Source organism: Polaribacter litoreus (assembly GCF_054584775.1).
Genome location: NZ_JBTLRD010000013.1, coordinates 17865 through 37536 on the forward strand (window position 1 = coordinate 17865; position 19672 = coordinate 37536).

Annotated in this window: 20 protein-coding genes and 1 pseudogene; 14 read left to right on the plus strand and 7 right to left on the minus strand. The window is 30.0% G+C overall.

What is annotated here, in order from left to right:
* Positions 1 to 25 precede the first annotated feature (25 nt).
* Positions 26 to 769: a DUF6503 family protein gene (locus tag ACW9UN_RS12260; RefSeq protein ID WP_459486585.1), complete on the minus strand. Its 744-nt coding sequence runs from the start codon at positions 767 to 769 to the stop codon at positions 26 to 28.
* An 86-nt stretch (positions 770 to 855) separates the two neighbouring features.
* On the opposite strand from ACW9UN_RS12260, the gene smpB reads away from it, so the two are divergent.
* The 4 genes from smpB (at position 856) to ACW9UN_RS12280 (ending at position 3623) form a co-directional block, all read left to right on the plus strand.
* A complete protein-coding gene (gene smpB, locus ACW9UN_RS12265; protein ID WP_459486586.1) occupies positions 856 to 1317 on the plus strand; it encodes an SsrA-binding protein SmpB in 462 nt (153 codons plus the stop codon).
* Complete coding sequence (locus ACW9UN_RS12270) at positions 1310 to 1888, plus strand: Maf-like protein (protein WP_459486587.1); 579 nt, start codon at positions 1310 to 1312, stop codon at positions 1886 to 1888. Before smpB ends, ACW9UN_RS12270 begins: the two co-directional genes overlap by 8 nt.
* Positions 1889 to 2011: 123 nt before the next feature.
* Positions 2012 to 2962, plus strand: coding sequence for a transketolase family protein (locus ACW9UN_RS12275; protein ID WP_459486588.1), 951 nt, complete (start codon positions 2012 to 2014; stop codon positions 2960 to 2962).
* A 52-nt stretch (positions 2963 to 3014) separates the two neighbouring features.
* On the plus strand, positions 3015 to 3623 hold the full coding sequence (locus ACW9UN_RS12280) for a porin family protein (protein ID WP_459486589.1): 609 nt from the start codon (positions 3015 to 3017) through the stop codon (positions 3621 to 3623).
* Between the two features lie 77 nt (positions 3624 to 3700).
* Here the strand turns inward: ACW9UN_RS12280 and bcp are convergent, their stop codons facing one another.
* Entirely contained in the window at positions 3701 to 4153 is a 453-nt protein-coding gene (gene bcp, locus ACW9UN_RS12285; RefSeq protein ID WP_459486590.1) for a thioredoxin-dependent thiol peroxidase, read from the minus strand.
* 89 nt (positions 4154 to 4242) lie between these two features.
* On the opposite strand from bcp, the gene ACW9UN_RS12290 reads away from it, so the two are divergent.
* Positions 4243 to 4905: an endonuclease III domain-containing protein gene (locus ACW9UN_RS12290; protein ID WP_459486591.1), complete on the plus strand. Its 663-nt coding sequence runs from the start codon at positions 4243 to 4245 to the stop codon at positions 4903 to 4905.
* Positions 4906 to 5168: 263 nt separating this feature from the next.
* On the opposite strand, the gene ACW9UN_RS12295 is transcribed toward ACW9UN_RS12290, so the two are convergent.
* The 3 genes and pseudogenes from ACW9UN_RS12295 to ACW9UN_RS12305 all read right to left on the minus strand — a co-directional run bounded on the left by ACW9UN_RS12295 (position 5169) and on the right by ACW9UN_RS12305 (position 10086).
* Positions 5169 to 7394 (minus strand): TonB-dependent receptor, encoded by a 2226-nt coding sequence (locus ACW9UN_RS12295; RefSeq protein ID WP_459486592.1) that lies wholly within the window; start codon positions 7392 to 7394, stop codon positions 5169 to 5171.
* Positions 7395 to 7413: 19 nt separating this feature from the next.
* The gene (locus ACW9UN_RS12300; protein ID WP_459486593.1) at positions 7414 to 8709 is read right to left on the minus strand and encodes a tetratricopeptide repeat protein; all 1296 of its coding nucleotides are present in this window, start codon (positions 8707 to 8709) and stop codon (positions 7414 to 7416) included.
* A gap of 141 nt (positions 8710 to 8850) precedes the next feature.
* Positions 8851 to 10086, minus strand: a pseudogene (locus ACW9UN_RS12305) (DUF4331 family protein).
* A 198-nt stretch (positions 10087 to 10284) separates the two neighbouring features.
* Between ACW9UN_RS12305 and ACW9UN_RS12310 the strand changes: the two are divergent.
* The 3 genes from ACW9UN_RS12310 to ACW9UN_RS12320 are packed head-to-tail and all read left to right on the plus strand — an operon-like array spanning position 10285 to position 12614.
* The gene (locus tag ACW9UN_RS12310; protein ID WP_459486594.1) at positions 10285 to 11100 is read left to right on the plus strand and encodes an ion transporter; all 816 of its coding nucleotides are present in this window, start codon (positions 10285 to 10287) and stop codon (positions 11098 to 11100) included.
* Positions 11097 to 12020, plus strand: a complete 924-nt coding sequence (gene miaA, locus ACW9UN_RS12315; protein WP_459486595.1) for a tRNA (adenosine(37)-N6)-dimethylallyltransferase MiaA — start codon at positions 11097 to 11099, stop codon at positions 12018 to 12020. Before ACW9UN_RS12310 ends, miaA begins: the two co-directional genes overlap by 4 nt.
* A 60-nt stretch (positions 12021 to 12080) precedes the next feature.
* Complete coding sequence (locus ACW9UN_RS12320) at positions 12081 to 12614, plus strand: OmpH/Skp family outer membrane protein (RefSeq protein ID WP_459486596.1); 534 nt, start codon at positions 12081 to 12083, stop codon at positions 12612 to 12614.
* A 174-nt stretch (positions 12615 to 12788) separates the two neighbouring features.
* Here the strand turns inward: ACW9UN_RS12320 and ACW9UN_RS12325 are convergent, their stop codons facing one another.
* Both ACW9UN_RS12325 and recF read right to left on the minus strand, forming a co-directional pair.
* On the minus strand, positions 12789 to 13085 hold the full coding sequence (locus ACW9UN_RS12325) for a DciA family protein (protein WP_459486597.1): 297 nt from the start codon (positions 13083 to 13085) through the stop codon (positions 12789 to 12791).
* 100 nt (positions 13086 to 13185) lie between these two features.
* A complete protein-coding gene (recF, locus tag ACW9UN_RS12330) occupies positions 13186 to 14265 on the minus strand; it encodes a DNA replication/repair protein RecF (protein WP_459486598.1) in 1080 nt (359 codons plus the stop codon).
* A gap of 113 nt (positions 14266 to 14378) precedes the next feature.
* On the opposite strand from recF, the gene ACW9UN_RS12335 reads away from it, so the two are divergent.
* The 6 genes from ACW9UN_RS12335 (at position 14379) to ACW9UN_RS12360 (ending at position 19657) form a co-directional block, all read left to right on the plus strand.
* The gene (locus tag ACW9UN_RS12335; protein ID WP_459486599.1) at positions 14379 to 15149 is read left to right on the plus strand and encodes a tetratricopeptide repeat protein; all 771 of its coding nucleotides are present in this window, start codon (positions 14379 to 14381) and stop codon (positions 15147 to 15149) included.
* Between the two features lie 77 nt (positions 15150 to 15226).
* Complete coding sequence (ribH, locus tag ACW9UN_RS12340) at positions 15227 to 15733, plus strand: 6,7-dimethyl-8-ribityllumazine synthase (protein WP_459486600.1); 507 nt, start codon at positions 15227 to 15229, stop codon at positions 15731 to 15733.
* A gap of 258 nt (positions 15734 to 15991) precedes the next feature.
* Positions 15992 to 16267, plus strand: coding sequence for a riboflavin synthase subunit beta (locus ACW9UN_RS12345; protein ID WP_459486601.1), 276 nt, complete (start codon positions 15992 to 15994; stop codon positions 16265 to 16267).
* On the plus strand, positions 16267 to 18081 hold the full coding sequence (mutL, locus tag ACW9UN_RS12350) for a DNA mismatch repair endonuclease MutL (protein WP_459486602.1): 1815 nt from the start codon (positions 16267 to 16269) through the stop codon (positions 18079 to 18081). Before ACW9UN_RS12345 ends, mutL begins: the two co-directional genes overlap by 1 nt.
* Positions 18082 to 18083: 2 nt before the next feature.
* Positions 18084 to 18809: a rhomboid family intramembrane serine protease gene (locus tag ACW9UN_RS12355; RefSeq protein WP_459486603.1), complete on the plus strand. Its 726-nt coding sequence runs from the start codon at positions 18084 to 18086 to the stop codon at positions 18807 to 18809.
* On the plus strand, positions 18809 to 19657 hold the full coding sequence (locus tag ACW9UN_RS12360; protein WP_459486604.1) for a rhomboid family intramembrane serine protease: 849 nt from the start codon (positions 18809 to 18811) through the stop codon (positions 19655 to 19657). Before ACW9UN_RS12355 ends, ACW9UN_RS12360 begins: the two co-directional genes overlap by 1 nt.
* The last annotated feature ends 15 nt before the right edge of the window (positions 19658 to 19672 follow it).

The following is a 19672-nucleotide window of genomic DNA, read 5'->3' on the forward strand; positions in this document are numbered from 1 at the left end:
ATTTAAAATTAGTAAAATAATACGATTAATCTAAAATATTAACCTTGACATCTTGTAAAATAATCTCAGAAACCTTTTCTAATTGATTATTCTCAAAAGCGTTGTCTAAATTAATCAATTCAATTGAAGTATTTTTTGGTTTATAATTAAAGTAATCTACAAACCGTATTCCGTTTATATTACACTGTTCTTTTAATACTCTAAAACGCTTTCCACCACCATTTGTATGATATGAATAGGCCAAATAATCGATTAAAAAATCGTCTTTACCAATCCAATATATAAAAACATCTTCAAAATCTTCTCCTCCTCCATCTTCCGAAAACGTAATTTCTACTTTATAGTATTCTTTATTGTGTATTGTAGATGATGGTAATAATTTTTTATGAACGGCTTTATCATTTAAACCAAAAGGCAACACCGAAAAATAATGCACAGAATTAACTGCATTAGCGTATACAGAGGCTGTCGAATCTTCAATTTTTATCAGTTCATCATCTATAAATCTTTTAAAACCATCATTTTTTAAAACATCTACAACCGAATCAAAACTTCTTGAAAGCTCAAATTTTCCATTCTTTCGAATGGCTTTATAGTTTTTATCTCTAAACCTAAACGTAATTTTTGAACTTGCTACTTTATTAGTGCCAGAAGCCAAAATACTATGATCTATAATTTCTTGAGCGGTTAATTTTTTTTCAGTGGGTTTACAAGAAACTGCAATCATCAAAATAAAAAGAAGACAATATTTCATTACGTTTTGTTTCATTTGGTCTATAAATAGAGCTCAAAATTACATTTCTTTGACCAAAGTAAAAATGTATCTTTGTATAAATTTAAAATTTAACTGTAATAGTGCAGAAAAAAATAAACATACAGAATAAAAAAGCGCGTTTCGAATTCGAAATTCTTGACAAATATGTAGCTGGAATTCAATTAACAGGTACAGAAATAAAATCGATAAGAAACAGTCAGGCAAGAATTACAGAGAGCTTTTGCGAATTTAATGATCGAGGAGAATTGTTTATTGTAAATATGTACATACAAGAATATATGTATGGCCATCATTTTAATCATAACCCAAAAAGCGAACGCAGATTATTGTTGAATAAACGCGAATTACGAAGCTTAAAAAAAGATGTTGAAGCCAAAGGAAACACCATTGTGCCTCTAAAATTGTTTATTAATGATAGAGGTTTTGCTAAACTAGAAATTGCTTTAGCCAAAGGAAAACAAACGCACGACAAACGAAATGTTATTAAAGACAGGGATAACAAACGAGATTTAGCCAGAATAAAGAAAAGCTTTAATGCTTAAAGAAAAATTAAAAGACTACAATATAATTTTGGCTTCTGGTTCGCCAAGAAGACAGCAATTCTTTAAAGATTTAGATATCGATTTTACAATTGAGGTAAAAAAAGTCGATGAGATTTATCCAGATCATTTAAAAGGATCAGCCATTACTGATTATTTAGCAGATTTAAAGGCTAAAGCATTTTCAAATTTATCAGAAAAAGATATCTTAATTACTTCTGATACCATTGTTTGGTTAGAAGACCAAGCACTTGGTAAACCAAAAGATGCAGCAGATGCTTTTAAAATGTTAAGACAATTATCAGGTAAAAAACACCAAGTAATTACCTCGATCAGTATTAAAAACCTTCATTTTCAAAAAATTATAAATGATACCACTACCGTTACTTTCAAAAACTTAACAGATGATGAAATTCATTATTATATCAAAAATTACAAACCTTTTGATAAAGCTGGTGGGTATGGAATTCAAGAATGGATTGGTTTTATTGGGATAAAAAAAATAAAAGGCAGTTATTTTAATGTAGTTGGTTTGCCTGTTCAAAAACTTTACGAAGCATTAATGAAGCTATAACCTTATACTTTATAATGATGGTTGATACTTTGTTAAAAAATCTTTAAGCATATCTCAATTTTCTTTTCTTAAAAGCAAAATAAAAGAGTACTTTTACTGCAAATTTTACAATACACTCTTATAATGAAAAAATACACTTACACAGAAAAAAAAGACACTCGTTCTGGTTTCGGTGATGGTTTAACAGAATTAGGAAGAACAAACGAAAACGTAGTTGCTTTATGTGCTGATTTAGTAGGTTCTTTAAAAATGGCAGATTTTATTAAAGAAAACCCAGAAAGGTTTTTTCAAGTAGGTATTGCAGAAGCAAATATGATGGGTATTGCTGCTGGTTTAACCATAGGTGGTAAAATTCCGTTTACAGGTACTTTTGCAAACTTTTCTACAGGTCGTGTGTACGATCAAATTCGTCAATCTATTGCATATTCAAATAAAAATGTAAAAATTTGTGCATCACATGCAGGTGTAACTTTAGGTGAAGATGGTGCAACACACCAAATTTTAGAAGATATTGGATTAATGAAAATGTTACCAGGTATGACAGTAATTAATCCTTGTGATTATAACCAAACAAAGGCGGCTACTATTGCCATTGCTGATTTTGATGGCCCTGTTTATTTACGTTTTGGTAGACCAAAAGTGCCAATTTTTATGCCAGAAGGTGAGTTTGTAATTGGTAAAGGAATTCAATTAACAGAAGGTACAGATGTTACCATTGTAGCAACTGGTCATTTAGTTTGGGAATCTTTACAAGCTGCAGAACAATTAGAAGCCGAAGGTATTTCTGTAGATGTAATTAACATTCATACTATTAAACCTTTAGACGAAGAAATTATCTTAAAATCTGTTGCAAAAACAGGTTGTATTGTTACTGCAGAAGAACATAATAAATTAGGAGGTTTGGGAGAAAGTGTTGCTAGAACTTTAGCATTAAACACCCCTACTCCACAAGAATTTGTTGCTACTGATGATACTTTTGGTGAATCTGGAACCCCAGCAGATTTAATGGCAAAATATGGTTTAGATGCAGCCGCAGTAATTAAAGCAGCAAAAAAAGTAATTTCTAGAAAATAATAACGTTTAAGATTTTAAACGCGTCTTTATTAAAACGATAAATTTTTAAGTGATGAAAAAAATAATTTTAGTATTATGTTTGGCATTTGGATTTAGCCAATTTTCTAATGCACAGTTTAATTTTGGTATAAAAGGTGGTGTAAACTACAATTCAAATTCTGTTGATGGAGTAACAGGTGCAGGTCAAGATATTTTTGGTGGTGCTAATAGTAAAACTGGTTATCATATTGGGGTTTGGTCTCGTTTAAAGATACCTGTTTTAGGAATATATGTAAGACCAGAATTGGTATACACCAATTTAGAGAACGAAGTTGAGTACAACCAATCTGCCAAAACAACTACGCATGCTTTTCAAAAAATTGATATTCCTGTTTTATTAGGTAAAAAGATTTTTGGAATTGGTAATGTATTTATTGGGCCATCATTTCAATATATCCTAGATTCCGATTTTGGAATTGACGATATTTCTAGTGTTGATTCAGATGGATTTACTGTTGGCTTACAATTAGGTGGTGGAATCGAATTTGGTAAATTAGGTATTGATGTACGTTGGGAAAGAGGTTTTTCTGATGTAGAATCTTCATTTGTAGGGCCATTAGGGAGTGTTGAGTACGATACAAGAGTAAATCAAATTATAATAGGACTTTCTATTCAGTTGTAATAACTTCTTGTAACTATCATATAAAAAAAGAGGAAAACGATTTGTTTTCCTCTTTTTTTTGTGATTTAAATTTGCATTTATTCTAAAATCTGAGCAGCGTGTGCTTTAGTTTTTACTTTGGTAATTACATCTTCAATTACTCCATTTTCATCAATAATAAAAGTAGTTCTGTGAATACCATCATATTCTTTACCCATAAATTTCTTTGGTCCCCAAACATTAAAAGCTTCTATAACAGCTTTGTCTTCGTCTGCCAATAAAGGAAAAGGCAATTCGTTTTTATTGATAAAATTTTGCTGTCTTTTGGCAGAATCTGCACTTACACCTAAAACGTCATACCCTTTTGCTAAAAACGTTTGATAATTGTCTCTTAAATCGCAAGCTTCTTTTGTACAACCAGGTGTACTTGCTTTTGGATAAAAGAATAACACTAATTTTTTACCTGAATAATCTGATAATTTTATGGTGTTTCCTGCTTGGTCTTTGGCTTCGAATTGTGGAGCCTTATCTCCTATTTTTAATGATGTCATATTTTTAATTTAATATTTAAAATTCAAAGTTTAAAATTACGAATAAGTTAGCTAACTTTGAGTGTTAAATTTTGAACTTCATATTAATAATGAACAAACAAGAAAAAGTACAATTTGTAATTGACACACTTCAAGAATTTTATCCAGAAATCCCAATTCCTTTAGATCATAAAGATCCGTATACGCTTTTAGTGGCAGTGTTATTGTCTGCACAATGTACAGATGTTCGTGTAAATCAAATCACGCCTTTGTTATTCGCTAAAGCGGATAATCCTTTTGATATGGTTAAAATGACCGTGGATGAAATTAAGGAAATTATTCGTCCTTGTGGTTTATCACCTATGAAATCGAAAGGAATTTATGGTTTATCAAAAATATTGATTGAAAAATATAATGGAGAAGTTCCGCAATCTTTTGAAGGTTTAGAAGAATTGCCAGCTGTGGGGCATAAAACGGCAAGTGTGGTAATGAGTCAAGCTTTTGGTGTACCTGCTTTTCCTGTTGATACACATATTCATAGATTATTATACAGATGGAATTTAACCAACGGAAAAAACGTAAATCAAACCGAAAAAGATGCAAAACGTTTATTCCCAAAAGAATTATGGAACGATTTACATTTACAAATTATTTGGTATGGGCGTGAGTATTCTCCTGCTCGTGGTTGGGATTTAGAGAAAGATATCATTACAAAAACCATTGGTAGAAAATCGGTTTTAGACGCATACTACAAAACCAAGAAAACACTTTAATGCATTTATTTTTAAGTACTAAACCAAAAAGTGTGTAAGTAAAGTTATTCTCAAGTTTTTTGTCTGTCCATGCGTCATGTTTAAATTAAAAATAAAAACACCCATTGCAATTAAGCAATGAGTGTTTCATCCAACTAAAACCAAACAATGGTTTCTTTATTACACATCAAAAGTATCTAAATGTTCTAACTATTAAGATATTTATTTTTGTTGATGCTAAACTAATGTTAGCATTTGTAATGTAATTTTTAAAGATTACATCATTAAAATTGATATGTAATGGTAGCTTTCGCAAAAAATGGGGTTCCTGGTGTAAAGTGAATTTCCTCTACTGAATTTACTTCATTTTGCAATCTACTTTCTGTAGCAAATTGAGTTTCATTCCAAGCTACATCAAAAATATTTTCTACAGCCACACCAAATGTGATGTCTTTTAGCGTATAATTAATATTAAAATCACTTACAAAATAACCCTCAGCTATAATACTATTATCTTCGTTTGCAGGCCTGTCTGCTAAATATCTATAACGTAAACCTCCAGAAAAATTTCCTAAGTTACTAAAAGACAAACCTCCTGTCATTGTAAAACTAGGCGCTAAAGGAATATAATCTTCTCCTGAAAAAGCCTCTAAACTTCTTGCTTTGGTTATTGTTGCATCAGTATCAAAATAGATATTATCTGTAATTTGATAACGAATACCTACATCTAATCCATATCGTTCAGATTCTCCTGAGGGTTCTACAATACCTGCATCACCCACATACACAAATTCTTCTTCAGAAAACAAGTACCACACTGCTGTATTTAGCACAATATTTTTAGTGGGTTTCCAAATATTTCCGAAATCTACTCCATAAGCTCTGGGCAAAACCTTATCTGCATTTTCTTGTAAAACTACTCTTGCATCATTTGAATGAAACCCAATTCCTGATTTTAGAAACCATTGCAAATTATCATTTTGAGTGTATAAGAAATTTAGCTTCGGATTTACAATTGCCTTGGTTTTACTCAATGTTTCATAAGTAGTACTTAAATTATTATTATACAAAAACTTAAAATAATCAAAACGAATTGCAGGTGCTATTTTAAATTTTCCAATTTCGAATTCTGAATTAAAAAAACCGTAAAAATTAGTTTGTTCTACATCGCCAAATTGAATTTGATTTAAGGTTTCTCTTCTATTTTTGGTTGATGACAACTCGTTATCTGTAATATGATCAAAACGCAAGCCTAAACCTTTTGTAAATTTTGCTTCAACACTTCCATACTCTTTTTCAGAAATAATTTTTGCATTCATTCCATAAATATTTCTATCTTCAAATTGTTTAATTTGATCTCCATTTATAGGATCTTCCAAGAAAAAAGTAAAATTAGAATACAACTCAAAATTATAGTTTGAATAAAAAGCATTTGCTAAAAAAATAGATGCATCTGATAATGTTTTTTGTAGTTGTACATTAACATTAGACCTTGATGTAAAACCACCCTCTGTATCATCAATGGCACCAAAACGCGTTATTGTTCCGTTATCAACTGCTCTTTGAGGTATTTGTCCAGAAGCATCCCAACTGCTTGTAAAATGTGATGCTGTGAGCGTTAGCTTATCAGTGCCTTTAATAAATGTATTGTATTTTGCAAATAGGTTTAATCTATTAAAATTTTGTGGCGATTCAAAAGGTCCATCAAATTCAATATATTCTAAAGCTACATAAGCATTGTCTTTGTTTGAATTATCGAGTAAATTAAACATTCCGACTGTTCTGAGCGAATTAAAATCGCCATAACCTACAGCAACCATGTTTTTTTGAATGGCTGTTTTTGTAGCAAAATTTACATAACCAGCCGTATTAAAATCACCTTGATTTGCATAATAAGGTCCTTTACCAAAATCGATATCTTTAATTGTTTCTGGAATCATAAAGTGTAAATCTGAATATCCTTGTCCATGTGCATGAGATACCATATTTATTGGCATACCATCAACAGAAAGTGTAATATCTGTTCCGTGATCTATATCAAAACCTCTTAAAAAAATTTGTTCTGCTTTTCCACCTCCTGCATGTTGGCCAATAAATAAACCTGGTACTTTTCTTAAAATTTCTTGGGAATTATTAACAGGATTCAATTGCAAATCAATTTTAGTTAAGGTTTGCAAGGCATTAATTTCTTTACGCAACACCATTTCATCTAACTTAAATATTTTTGTTTGTAAAATAATGATGATACCATTGTTTATATCTGTTTCTGATACGTTAATAGTTTTCTTTTCAAAACCAAGAATGCTTAGTTGTATAGTACTATTTACTGTAGTTTTTTGTAGCGTAAAACTACCATTTTCGTTAGTATGTGTATGTGTATTTGCTGCAACGTTTACGATATAAACATTTTCTAAAGGTTGATTGAAAGTATCAACAACACGCCCTTTTAATATTTGTCCAAACGATTGTAAACTAAATGCTAGAACAATTAATACTATAATTTGTCTCATTGTGTATAGATTAAAACCGTTAAATATTATGAATTTGTTGTTCAGAAAGTGGCCCTAATTCATAGATGGCTCCTAGTAATTCTTTTTTAATTTCTCTGGCTTGTTTTTGATTCCCATTAGCCTTTAGAATATAAGCTGTATGTAATAATGCTTCTGGCTCAAAAGTATGCCCCAACACAAATTTTTCTGAAATTTCTATAGCTTTTTTTGCATTCCCATTTTTATAATGTGCCCAAGCCAATAAATCGTAAGATTGCGCTGTTGGTCTTGCCTTTACCTCTTGTTTTGCTATTTCTAATGCTTTGTTTCGTTTAGAATCATCATCTGCAAATAACAATACATTGTATTTTGCATACATTGCTCCGTAGCTTTTGTTTTTCACTTTAATTAAGTAGTTTTTTATTTGCTTTTTTTCTTCTAATTTATTGCCAACAAAATTAGCAATTTCTGCTCTTAATAAGTGATAATCTGGTGATGCGTTTTCTTTAGAGATGGTTTCTAAAATTCGTAATGCTTCATTTGGATTTCTTTCATAAGAATACACAATCCAAGCAATTCCTTTTTTAGCATAGCTATTATTTGGGTTTATTGCTAGGGCTTTTAAATAGGCATTATAAGAGTCTGCAATTCTACCTGCATGGCCATAATAATCTGCAAGATTTGTATAATTCCATTGCACTAAACTTTTATTATTAGATGATTTTGCAATTTGTAAAGCTTTTTCTAAGTAGTTAATCGCATTGTTTAAATTGCCTAAGTGGTCATTATATTTTGAAAGACGTACTAAATAATCAAAATCTTTTAGGTTTTTTACTTTTGATAAATATTTTTCTACTTTATTGTAGTTGCCCAATTCTAAATGCACATCAATTAGCATAAATTGAGTTTGTTGTAATTTTTCTCCTACATTTTCTGCTTTATGTAATAACTTTAAAGCTTCTTTAAAACGGTGTTGAGAAATATAATTTTTTGCTAAACTTCTTAAATATCCAGAATTCTTGAAATTGGTTTTTTGGTTAAGAGTTTGCAAACTGTACTCTGCTTTTTTTAATTGATTGATATCTCCTGTTAACTGAAAAATTCTTGAATTTGCTGTGGCAATCTTTGAATAATATGGATATTGATTTGGTGTATTTTTTAATTTACTTTCCCAGAAATCTAACTCAGATTTTGTATTGTTTAAAGCGCTATTGGTTTTAATTTGTAAAAAAGCTTCATAGTCTTTTGAATTTGTTATTTGTTTGGTTTTATGAGTATTGCAACTATTTATGGATACAAAAGTTACAAATACTAAAATAAGTTGGATATATTTCATGATTTGTAGTTGTAATGGTTTTTAATTAACTGGCGCGAAGCTAAACACACCAGTTTTGTTTTTTAGAGGATGTTTTCGGGTGAAACTAGCGTAAATCTTCCAACTTACGCCAGTACAAAGCTTTTTTAAAAAAGCCTTAAATTATTGCCAAGGTGAAGCTAAATAAGGAAATGATGTTAAAAAATCTTTATCATTAGCACTTACATTATCGTCAGATAAACTAGGGTTTTCAGAGAAATCTTCTCCACCAAAAATCAATAACAATTCAACGGTTATTACATCATCTGCTAAAGCTCTACCTGTTAAAACGTTAGTACCATCATAAAAAGTTGTTGTACCGTCTAAAGACACATTTAAAACATCAGTTGCTAATAAGCCTGTAAAGCTTGGTGCATCTAATCCTAATGCATTTGTATCTCCTGAATTTGCATATGCAGGGCTTAATCCTGTTAAATTAGTTTCAAACATCGATTGAAACATTGCACCTTGCTCAGAAGGTATTGTTGTATTAAAGTCATCTTTACTTGCTGCTGATACGAAAACAGTATTTACTGCTGGTCTACCCATTTGATCTTTTTGCACAAAGGTTCCTGAAAAATCTACAGTAGGTTCTGTTGGCATATCATCATCATTATTATTACAACTGATAATAAATAGCGAAAAAACTGCGATGGTAATATATTTTATTTTTGAAATTTTCATAATATGATCTTTTAAATTAGTTGTTAGTTTTTATTGTTTTGCTTTTGCTTCTACCCAAGTGTTTATGGTTCCTGAACCTCCTATTTGGCTTTTTGGCACCTCTATTACAATAGACATTACGTTTGTACCCGCAAAAGTATCTGTACCTGGGCTATTGAAACCTGTTGCATTTCCTGCTATAATTTCGCCATATTGTGCAAAATCCATAAAAAAAGGATCATCTCTTGGGCCTGCAAAAAATTGCATTCCGTTTTGACTTGATGTTATTGCTGATGAAGATGAAATAGCAACCATTGATTTTGTAGCCATTTCATTAATTGTACTATTTAAACCTGTTTGTGATGGTGCATAAGGCCCAAAGAAATACATTTTTCCATCTCTGGGAATGGCTTGAATAACCAAATCTTCTACTTTATCATCATTGGTATCAATGTTAAATTCTACCATTACATTTTCATCAAAAGAGGCAGTTGCTGTTGCAGTAGGACTTAATAATCCTTGTACATTAGCAACAAATACAATATTGTTTGTGTTTTCTCCCTGAAAAGCATAAAAGTCTGTAATGTCTGCTGATGTTCCACTGGTTGCAGGAGCATCAATATGATCTGCTGCAATTGTAATTAAACCAATAATCGATACGAAAACGGTTGCTACTAAAATTTTTGTTTTTTTCATTGTGTGAGTTTTTAAATTATTAATTGAATCTCACCAATACTTACGAGGATATGTAAAGTACGGTTTTAAAAAAGTGCTATTTTTTTGAAAATAAATTACAACCCCCTATAAACAAAGGGAAAAAAGAAGGTAAAAAAACCTCAAATTCAGTAAATAATTGTAATATTGTACTGAAAAATTAATATTATTTTAAAAGAAATGACAAAAAAAAGCTCTTGGAAACAACGCCTTCATGAAATTATTTATGAAGCTGATACACCAGAAGGCAAACTTTTTGATGTGGTTTTACTAATAGCTATTATTGCAAGTATTCTTTTAGTAATGTTAGAAAGTGTTGATAGTTTTGATAAAAAATATCACAATTTCCTTAATCTTTGTGAATGGATTATAACCATCCTTTTTTCTATTGAATATGTGTTAAGAGTTATTTCTATACAAAAACCAACAAAATATATTTTTAGTTTTTACGGTATCATCGATTTACTGTCAACAATACCCAAATACCTATCGTTTATATTTGTAGGTTCTCAACATTTAGTTGCTTTAAGAGCTTTACGATTGTTAAGGGTATTTAGAATTTTAAAACTAACTAGATATGTAGGTGCTTCTAACCATCTTTTGGTGGCTATGAAATCTAGTAAGGCAAAAATATCTGTATTCTTATTTTTTGTTATCATTATTTGTATCATTTTAGGCACCATTATGTACATGGTAGAAGGTGCAGACAATGGTTTTACAAGCATTCCTAGAAGTGTATATTGGGCAATTGTTACTTTAACGACAGTGGGTTTTGGTGATATTGCCCCTCAAACTCCTTTAGGGCAGTTTATATCTAGTATTATTATGATTTTAGGGTATGCTATTATTGCTATTCCTACGGGTATTGTAAGTTCTGAAATGACAAAGAATTCAAAACATGAAAATAACACCCAAGCCTGCCCTAACTGTTTAAAAGAAAAACATAAAGACAATGCAATATATTGTTACAACTGCGGAAGTATTTTAAATCCATGACAAAAAAATTACACAATACTTTAATTACCATTGTTGGGCCAACAGCAATAGGTAAAACTGCCTTAAGCATTCAATTGGCCAATTATTTTAAAAGTGATATCATTTCTTGCGATTCTAGACAGTTTTATAAAGAAATGACCATTGGTACAGCTGTACCTGAACCAAATGAGTTGGCTGCTGCTCAACATCATTTTATACAAGATAGAAGTATTTTTGAGAGTTATAATGTTGGCGAATTTGAGAGAGATGCTTTAAAAAAGTTAGAAGGTTTATTTCTAAAAAATCCGGTTCAAATTATGGTTGGTGGTAGTGGTTTGTATGTAGATGCAGTTTTAAAAGGCTTAGATTATTTTCCTGATGTAGACAAGCAAATCAGAATTGATTTAACTAAAGAGTGGCACGAAAAAGGAATTGAATCGCTTCAAAAAAAATTAAAAGTGTTAGATATTGATACTTACAATACTATTGCAATAGATAATCCTCATAGAATAATAAGAGCATTAGAAATTTGTATTGGCACTAAAACTCCTTATTCTACTTTTAAAAATAAACCCAAAACACCAAGAAACTTTAAGAGTTTAAAGGTGGGGTTAACCGCAGATAGAGATATTATATATAACAGAATACACCAAAGAGTAGATATTATGATGAATAACGGTTTATTAGAAGAAGCTAAAAAACTTTATGAACATAAAAATTTAAATGCTTTACAAACTGTAGGGTATAGAGAATTATTTTCTTATTTTGATGGTGAGTTTACCAAAGATTTTGCAGTTTCAGAAATCAAAAAAAATACCAGACGTTTTGCAAAGCGACAATTAACTTGGTTTAAAAAAGATCCAGAAACACTTTGGTTTGATTATTTAACTGACATTAACAAAATTATCTCAACCATTTCTAGAAAAATTAACGCTTTTTAAGTCATTTAGATTTTGGTTAACCATTCGCTTTTATATATTTGCGCATCTTAATTTAAAACCATGAAATCAAAAATCACACTTTTTTTTATTGCATTTATTAGTTCCATTTCTGTTGCACAAACAAAAACAGGCATTATTAATAACGATTATATCATCAATTTAATGCCAGAAGCAAAAATTGTTATTAAAAGAGCACAATCTTATGGGGCTAAATTAGATTCTTCTTTTTCAATAAAAATGAAAGACTATCAAGATAGAGTTGCCGATTTTAGAAAAAAGGAAAAAGAAATGGGCGAATTAATGAAAAAAACATTAATCAAAGAACTATCTGCTTTAGAACAAGATATTCAAAAATATCAGAAAAACGGTAGTCAGTTGATGCAGTTAAAACAGGCAGAATTAATGCGACCATTGTATAAAAAACTAAATAATGCTATACAAGAAGTTGTAAAAGAAAAAGGCTACACTTTAATTTTAGATAAAAATGGAAATCAGTTTGCTTACATTGATGAAAAATACGACATTACATCATTAGTGATGGATAAATTAGGCTTAAAAGCACCTGAGCCACAAGCTGAACCCTCTCAAAATTAACAGCATTCAATTCATAAAAAATGTGGCTGTTTGAAAAGTAGTTTTGGATGTCATTTTGAGCAAAGTCAAAAATCTTTGTATTCAATTATCAATAAATAAGATTTCTTCATTGCAGTCGAAATGACAAGTTTTAATACTTTTCAAACAGCTTCCATATTTTTTATAATATATTTACTAAACTAACATCAATTTAGTAATAACTTCTTCGCCGAGTTCTTCATTCATCATTTTAATTATTTTATCTTTTCCATAACTTAACTCCTCTCTTAAAACAGAAGAATTTAATTGAACAATAAGTGTTTTGTTTTGTAAACGCGCAGAAGTAGTGTGTGTTGCAACCCCTGGCCCCATCATTTTAGTCCAAGTTTCTTGCACTTTAATTTTTTGCATTCCTTTTGTTAAGTTATTTTCTTTGATAAAAGATTTCATCAAATCTTCAATTGAAAAGGAATCGTTTTCTCTTTTTGCCATTTTTTGGAATTTTTAGACTATTAGATTGTTGGGTTGTTGGGCTGTTGGGTATTTTAAAAAATTGATAATTTACAGCTCTGTAATTTTGAAACTTAATTACCTACAATTTAAAAATTTGATATGCCTTATCGCCTTGTTTTAAGATATTTTCTGTACGTTCTGCATGCGTATCTGTGATAAATATTTGTCCAAATTCATCATTATTTACCAAATCTATAATTTGCGACACTCGATTTTCATCTAATTTATCAAAAATATCATCTAACAATAAGATTGGTATTACCTTAGCTTGTTGCTTAATAAACTCAAACTGCGCCAATTTTAAAGCAATTAAATACGATTTTTGTTGCCCTTGAGACCCAAACTTTTTAATAGGGTACTCTCCTATCTCAAAACTCAAATCATCTTTATGAATTCCTGAGGTAGTGTATTGTAAAATTTTATCTTTTTCTAAAGATTTTTTTAATAAATCTTCCATCAAAAAATCGTGTAACTGACTTTTGTAATTAAGGTTTACTTGCTCTTTATCTCCAGAAATTATTTGATACTTATCATTAAAAATAGGAATAAAAGTAGCCAAAAAGGCTTTCCGTATTTCGTAAATTTTTGCTCCATATGTAGTCAATTGTTCATCGTAAACACCTAAATTTAAAGCATCAAAAGTTCTATTTGCAGCAAAATATTTTAACAAGGCATTACGTTGACTTAATATTTTGTTATATGCAATTAAGTCTTGCAAATACGTTTTGTTTTGTTGAGAAATTACACCATCTATAAACTTTCTTCTGGTATCACTACCTTCGATAACCAAATCTCTATCTGCAGGAGAAATAATTACCAGAGGAAATTGACCAATATGCTCAGAAAACTTTGCGTAAGCTTTATTATTTCTTTTTAATACCTTTTTTTGTCCTTTTTTAAGACTACAAATAACTTTCTCGCTTCTACGATTCAATAAATACTCTCCTTCAATCATAAAAAAACCTTCGCCGTGTTTGATATTTTGAACAGCAACAGCATTAAAATAACTTTTGGTAAAAGACAAATAATAAATTGCGTCTAAAACATTAGTTTTTCCAACACCATTATTTCCCACAAAACAATTTATTTTCTCCTGAAAATCAAAAGATTGAGATGCGATATTCTTAAAATTGACTACTGAAATTTTCTGTAAATACATAAATATATTTGAAGATTGAAAACAGTTTGCAAATTATTGAAAATTTTGCAAAATAAGCGCTTTTAAAATCCAATTAAAAAAACTATTTTTGCGCCACTAATTTTTAAGGAAATATGGCAACATACAAGAAGAGAGGATACAAACCAAAAAATAAGGTTGAAGAACAACAAGTAGATAATATGGATAGCACCACTGCAGAAGTATTTAATACTTTAGATGAAACTGCTTCTAAATCTGAGCAATGGATAGAAAAAAACAGCAAGGTTTTATTTGGTAGTTTGGTTGTGGTTGTGGTTGTCTTTTTAGGCTATTTAGGCTATAATAAATACATAGTTGAACCAAATGAATTAGACGCATCTAATGAATTGGCTTTTCCAAGAAAATATTTTGATGAAGCTGCTACTGCAGGATCAGGTGTTGATTCATTGTTAAATCTAGGTTTAGAAGGTGCAGATGGTAGGTATGGTTTTACAGATATTGCTGAAAAATTTAGCGGTACTGACGCAGGAAATTTAGCAAACTATTATGCTGGTGTTTCTTATTTACAACTAAAGCAATACGACAAAGCCATTGAGTATTTGAGCAAATTTGATTCTGATGATGAAATGTTAGGCCCTGTTTCTTTGGGTGCTATTGGTGATGCTTTTGCAGATATCAACCAACAAGAAGATGCGTTAGAGTATTACGAAAAAGCGGCTAATAAAAAAGATAATGAATTTACAACACCTCTATTTTTATATAAAGCAGGACAAACTGCAATGTTATTAAAAGATTACAGTAAAGCTGAAGAAATGTTTACTAGAATTCAAGAAAGCTACTCAAAATCTGAACAAGGTAGAGATGTTGAAAAATTTATAAATGCTGCAAAATATGCTAAAAAATAGTGATGAGTTAAGAGTTATGAATTAGGAGTAAAACTCTAACTCAAAAACTCTGAGCTCTGAACTCTGAACTCGAATATATGGCAACAAGCAATTTATCTTATTACGATAAAGCAACAATCCCAAACGCGAAACCTTTTCGATTTGGGATTGTTGTTTCTGAATGGAATCCAGAGATTACTCAAAATCTAAAAAAAGGCGCTATTGAAGCTTTTTTAGACTGTGGTGCTACTGAAGATAATATTATTTCTTGGGATGTTCCAGGTAGTTTTGAATTGGTTTATGGATGTAAAAAAATGATTCAAACTCAAAAAGTAGATGCTATTGTTGCCATTGGTAACGTAATTCAAGGAGAAACCAAACATTTCGATTTTGTTTGCGAAGGCGTAACTCAAGGCATTATAGACTTAAATGTAAAATATGATGTTCCTGTAATTTTTTGCGTGTTAACAGACAATACAAAACAACAATCTTTAGACAGATCTGGGGGTAAACTAGGTAACAAAGGCATTGAATGTGCAGTAGCTGCAGTTAAAATGGCAGCTTTAAAAAACATAGACAGAACTTCTGATAGTATTGGTTTTTAATAAAATAACATTAAAAAGTATTCAGCAATATTCATAAAAAATTTACACTATAAGATTTCTTTAGCCTATTAGAAATCATCCATAAATTTAATCCAATACACAAACCTACAAGGTTTTAAAAACCTTGCAGGATTTTTAAGAATACTTTTAACATCATTTTTTGATGTATTGCTTTAAATTTTTTAATTTTGATAAGCTTTAAAATTGGTACAATAATTGTTTTTCTTAAAGCAATATTCACCAATTATCACAAAAACTATGGGATTTTTAAAAAGAACACATAAACAATTCGATTACCAACCTCGTTATTATAAAGGAGAAGGAAATCCTTACAAAATTGAGCATAAGCTCGACAAGTTTAGAAAAACAGCTGGAAAGAATAAAGGAATAAAAGCAAAATTTTCCGACGCTGTTGATGATTTAAAAAATGGCGAAAAAGGTTTTAACAAAACCATCATTTATATTGTTCTTATTTTAGTCTTTATTTTTTTATATATCATTGATTTTGACCTATCAATATTTATAACTAACTAATGTCAGACATCATTCAACTTTTACCAGATCATGTAGCAAATCAAATTGCTGCAGGAGAGGTCGTGCAAAGACCTGCTTCTGTAGTTAAAGAGTTGTTAGAAAATGCTATTGATGCAGGTGCAACTAGCATAAAATTATTACTTAAAGACGCTGGTAAAACCCTAATTCAAGTTATTGATGATGGTAAAGGCATGAGTACAATTGATGCAAGAATGTGTTTTGAAAGACATGCCACTTCTAAAATTCAAAAAGCCGAAGATTTATTTAATTTGTGTACCAAAGGTTTTAGAGGTGAAGCTTTGGCTTCTATAGCAGCTATTGCCCATGTAGAGTTAAAAACCAAACAAAAAAAAGAAGAACTTGGAACTTGTTTAAAAATTGAAGGCAGTAAAGTAATTAGTCAAGACTTTATTTCAACAGCTAAAGGCACAAGTTTAGCTGTTAAAAACTTGTTTTATAACATTCCTGCTAGAAGAAACTTTTTAAAATCTGATACTGTAGAAACCAGACATATTGTTGATGAATTTCAGAGAGTAGCTTTAGCACACCCAAATATTGCTTTTTTACTACATCATAATAACAACGAGGTATATCATTTAAAAAGCAGTAATTTAAGACAGCGTATTGTGGCTGTTTTTGGTGGCAAAATGAATGAAAAATTAGTACCTATTGATGAAAAAACAGATATTTTAGATATAAAAGGTTTTGTGGCTAAACCAGAGTTTGCCAAAAGAAAACGTGGTGAACAGTTCTTTTTTGTAAATGATCGATTTATAAAAAGTGCATACCTAAATCATGCAGTTGTTACTGCTTTTGATGGTTTGTTAGAGCAAGGTGCTCACCCATCATATTTCTTGTATTTAACTGTACCCACAAGTACTATAGACATTAACATACATCCTACAAAAACAGAAATAAAGTTTGATAATGAAAAGGCTTTGTATGCGATGTTAAGAGCCACTGTAAAACACAGTTTAGGACAATATAATGTTGCACCTGTTCTAGATTTTAACAGAGATGCCAATTTAGATACACCTTATCATTACAATAAAAAATCTACATCAGCAGCTACTCCAAAAATTACTGTAGATCCAAATTTTAATCCTTTTAAAGAAACACAAAACAAACAACCTCAAAATAACTTTAAAAAAGAACAACATACCCAAAGCTGGGAATCATTATATACGTCTACTGCAATTATAGATGAGCACAAGCAAGAAGACTTATTTGAAAATCAACAAGAAGTTAAAATACAGAAAACGTTTCAAATTCAACGAAAGTATGTAATGAGTTTGATAAAATCTGGTGTGGTGTTAATTCATCAATCTTCTGCACACCAACGTGTGTTATATGAAGAGTTTTTAGAAAGCATTACTGTAAAAGAAGCGAATAGTCAGCAATTATTATTTCCAGTAAAAATATCGTTTTCATCACAAGAAATAGAAATGATTTATACCATAAAATCAGAATTAGAAAATGCTGGTTTTTCTTTTGATGAATTTACCAAAGATAGTGTTACTATAAAGGGAATTCCGATTTCGGTAACAGAAAGTAAAATCACCATTATTTTAGAAGAATTATTAAATGATATTAATTTAGAAGTGCCAGATACTAGTTTTAGTCATTTTGATGTTATGGCCAAATCATTTGCCAAAACATTATCAATTAAAACAGGAACACAACTCTCTGAAAAAGAACAAGAAAGCTTGGTAAATAATTTATTTTCGTGTAAAGAACCAACCATATCTCCTTTTGGAAAACCCACTTTTAAAACCCTAACATTAAACGAAATAGACAACTTATTTAATAGCTAAACATGAATAGACTTACAGACGCCATAAAGCATTTAATTATAATTAATGTAATTCTATTTATTGCACCACAATTATTACAATTAGATTTTACTAATATACTTGCATTACACTTTCCAAAAAACCAACATTTTGGATTTTGGCAATACATTACTCATATGTTTATGCATGCAAGCTTTCCGCATATTTTATTTAATATGTATGGTTTATGGGCATTTGGTACACCATTAGAACAAATGTGGGGAAAGAAAAAATTTCTATTTTTCTATTTTTCTGCTGGTATAGGTGCAGGTTTAATTTATACTTTAGTAAACTATTATCAATTTAATAGTATTTATGAGCAATTGGTAAATTTTGGACTTTCTAATACACAAATACAAAATATTTTAGATATTGGTAGTTATAATGACCCTAGAATTCTTTTATCTACTGAGGAAATGATTAAATTTTATGGGCTTTATCATACTCCTGCTGTTGGAGCATCTGGAGCTGTATATGGTATTTTAGTGGCTTTTGGTTTGTATTTTAAAGATGCTAAATTAATGTTGATTTTTTTCCCAGTTCCTATTGCTGCAAAATATTTTATTCCGATAATGATATTAGGTGATTTATTTTTTGGGATGACAAAATATTCCGTTGGAAATGTTGCCCACTTTGCACATATTGGTGGTGCTTTAATAGGATTTATAATTGCTTGGTATTGGAAACAAAATCAATTTAAAATTAACTAATGAGTATTATAGACGACATAAAAAGAAGATATATTACTGGTAATATTATAGAAAAATTAATTTTAATTAATATTGGGGTTTTTATTTTAACGGTTTTAGCTGGCTTATTTCAAAAACCTTATGCAGGTAATATGAATTTTATTGCTGAGTGGTTTTCTTTAGATGACACGTTAAGTGGTTTATTTACAAAACCATGGTCTATTATTTCTTACGGATTTTTACATGCTGGTTTTATTCATATCTTATTCAATTGTATTGCTTTGTATTTTATTGGTAACTTGTTTATTCAATTTTTTTCGCAAAAACAACTTTTAAATTTTTATATTCTAGGTACTTTTTTTGGGGGAGTTTTATATATTTTTAGCCAAAGTTTTTTTCCACTTTTTGAAGGAAAAAACTCTTATTTAGTAGGTGCATCTGCAGGAATTTCTGCTATTTTTTTAGGAATTGCTACCTACATGCCAAATTACGAATTAAAATTTCCGTTAATTGGTTATGTTAAGCTTTGGCAGGTAACCGCAGTTTGGATTCTTTTAGATATTATTGGCCTTGTTGGAAACAATGCTGGTGGAAGTTTTGCGCATTTAGGTGGTGCATTATTTGGTTTTTTATATGTAAACAAAGCAAGTAACAAAGAAATAAATTGGTTTAATGGCTTAAATTCTTTATTCAAAAGAAATAAGAAATCGCCTTTAAAAACAGTATATAAATCTAAAGAAAAAAGAAAATCGAGTCCAGATTTAAATCAACAACAGGTAGATAAAATTTTAGATAAAATTAGTAAATCTGGCTATGATACCTTAAGCAAAGCTGAAAAAGACTTTCTGTTTCGACAAGGGAAAAAATAATAAAAGAACAATTCC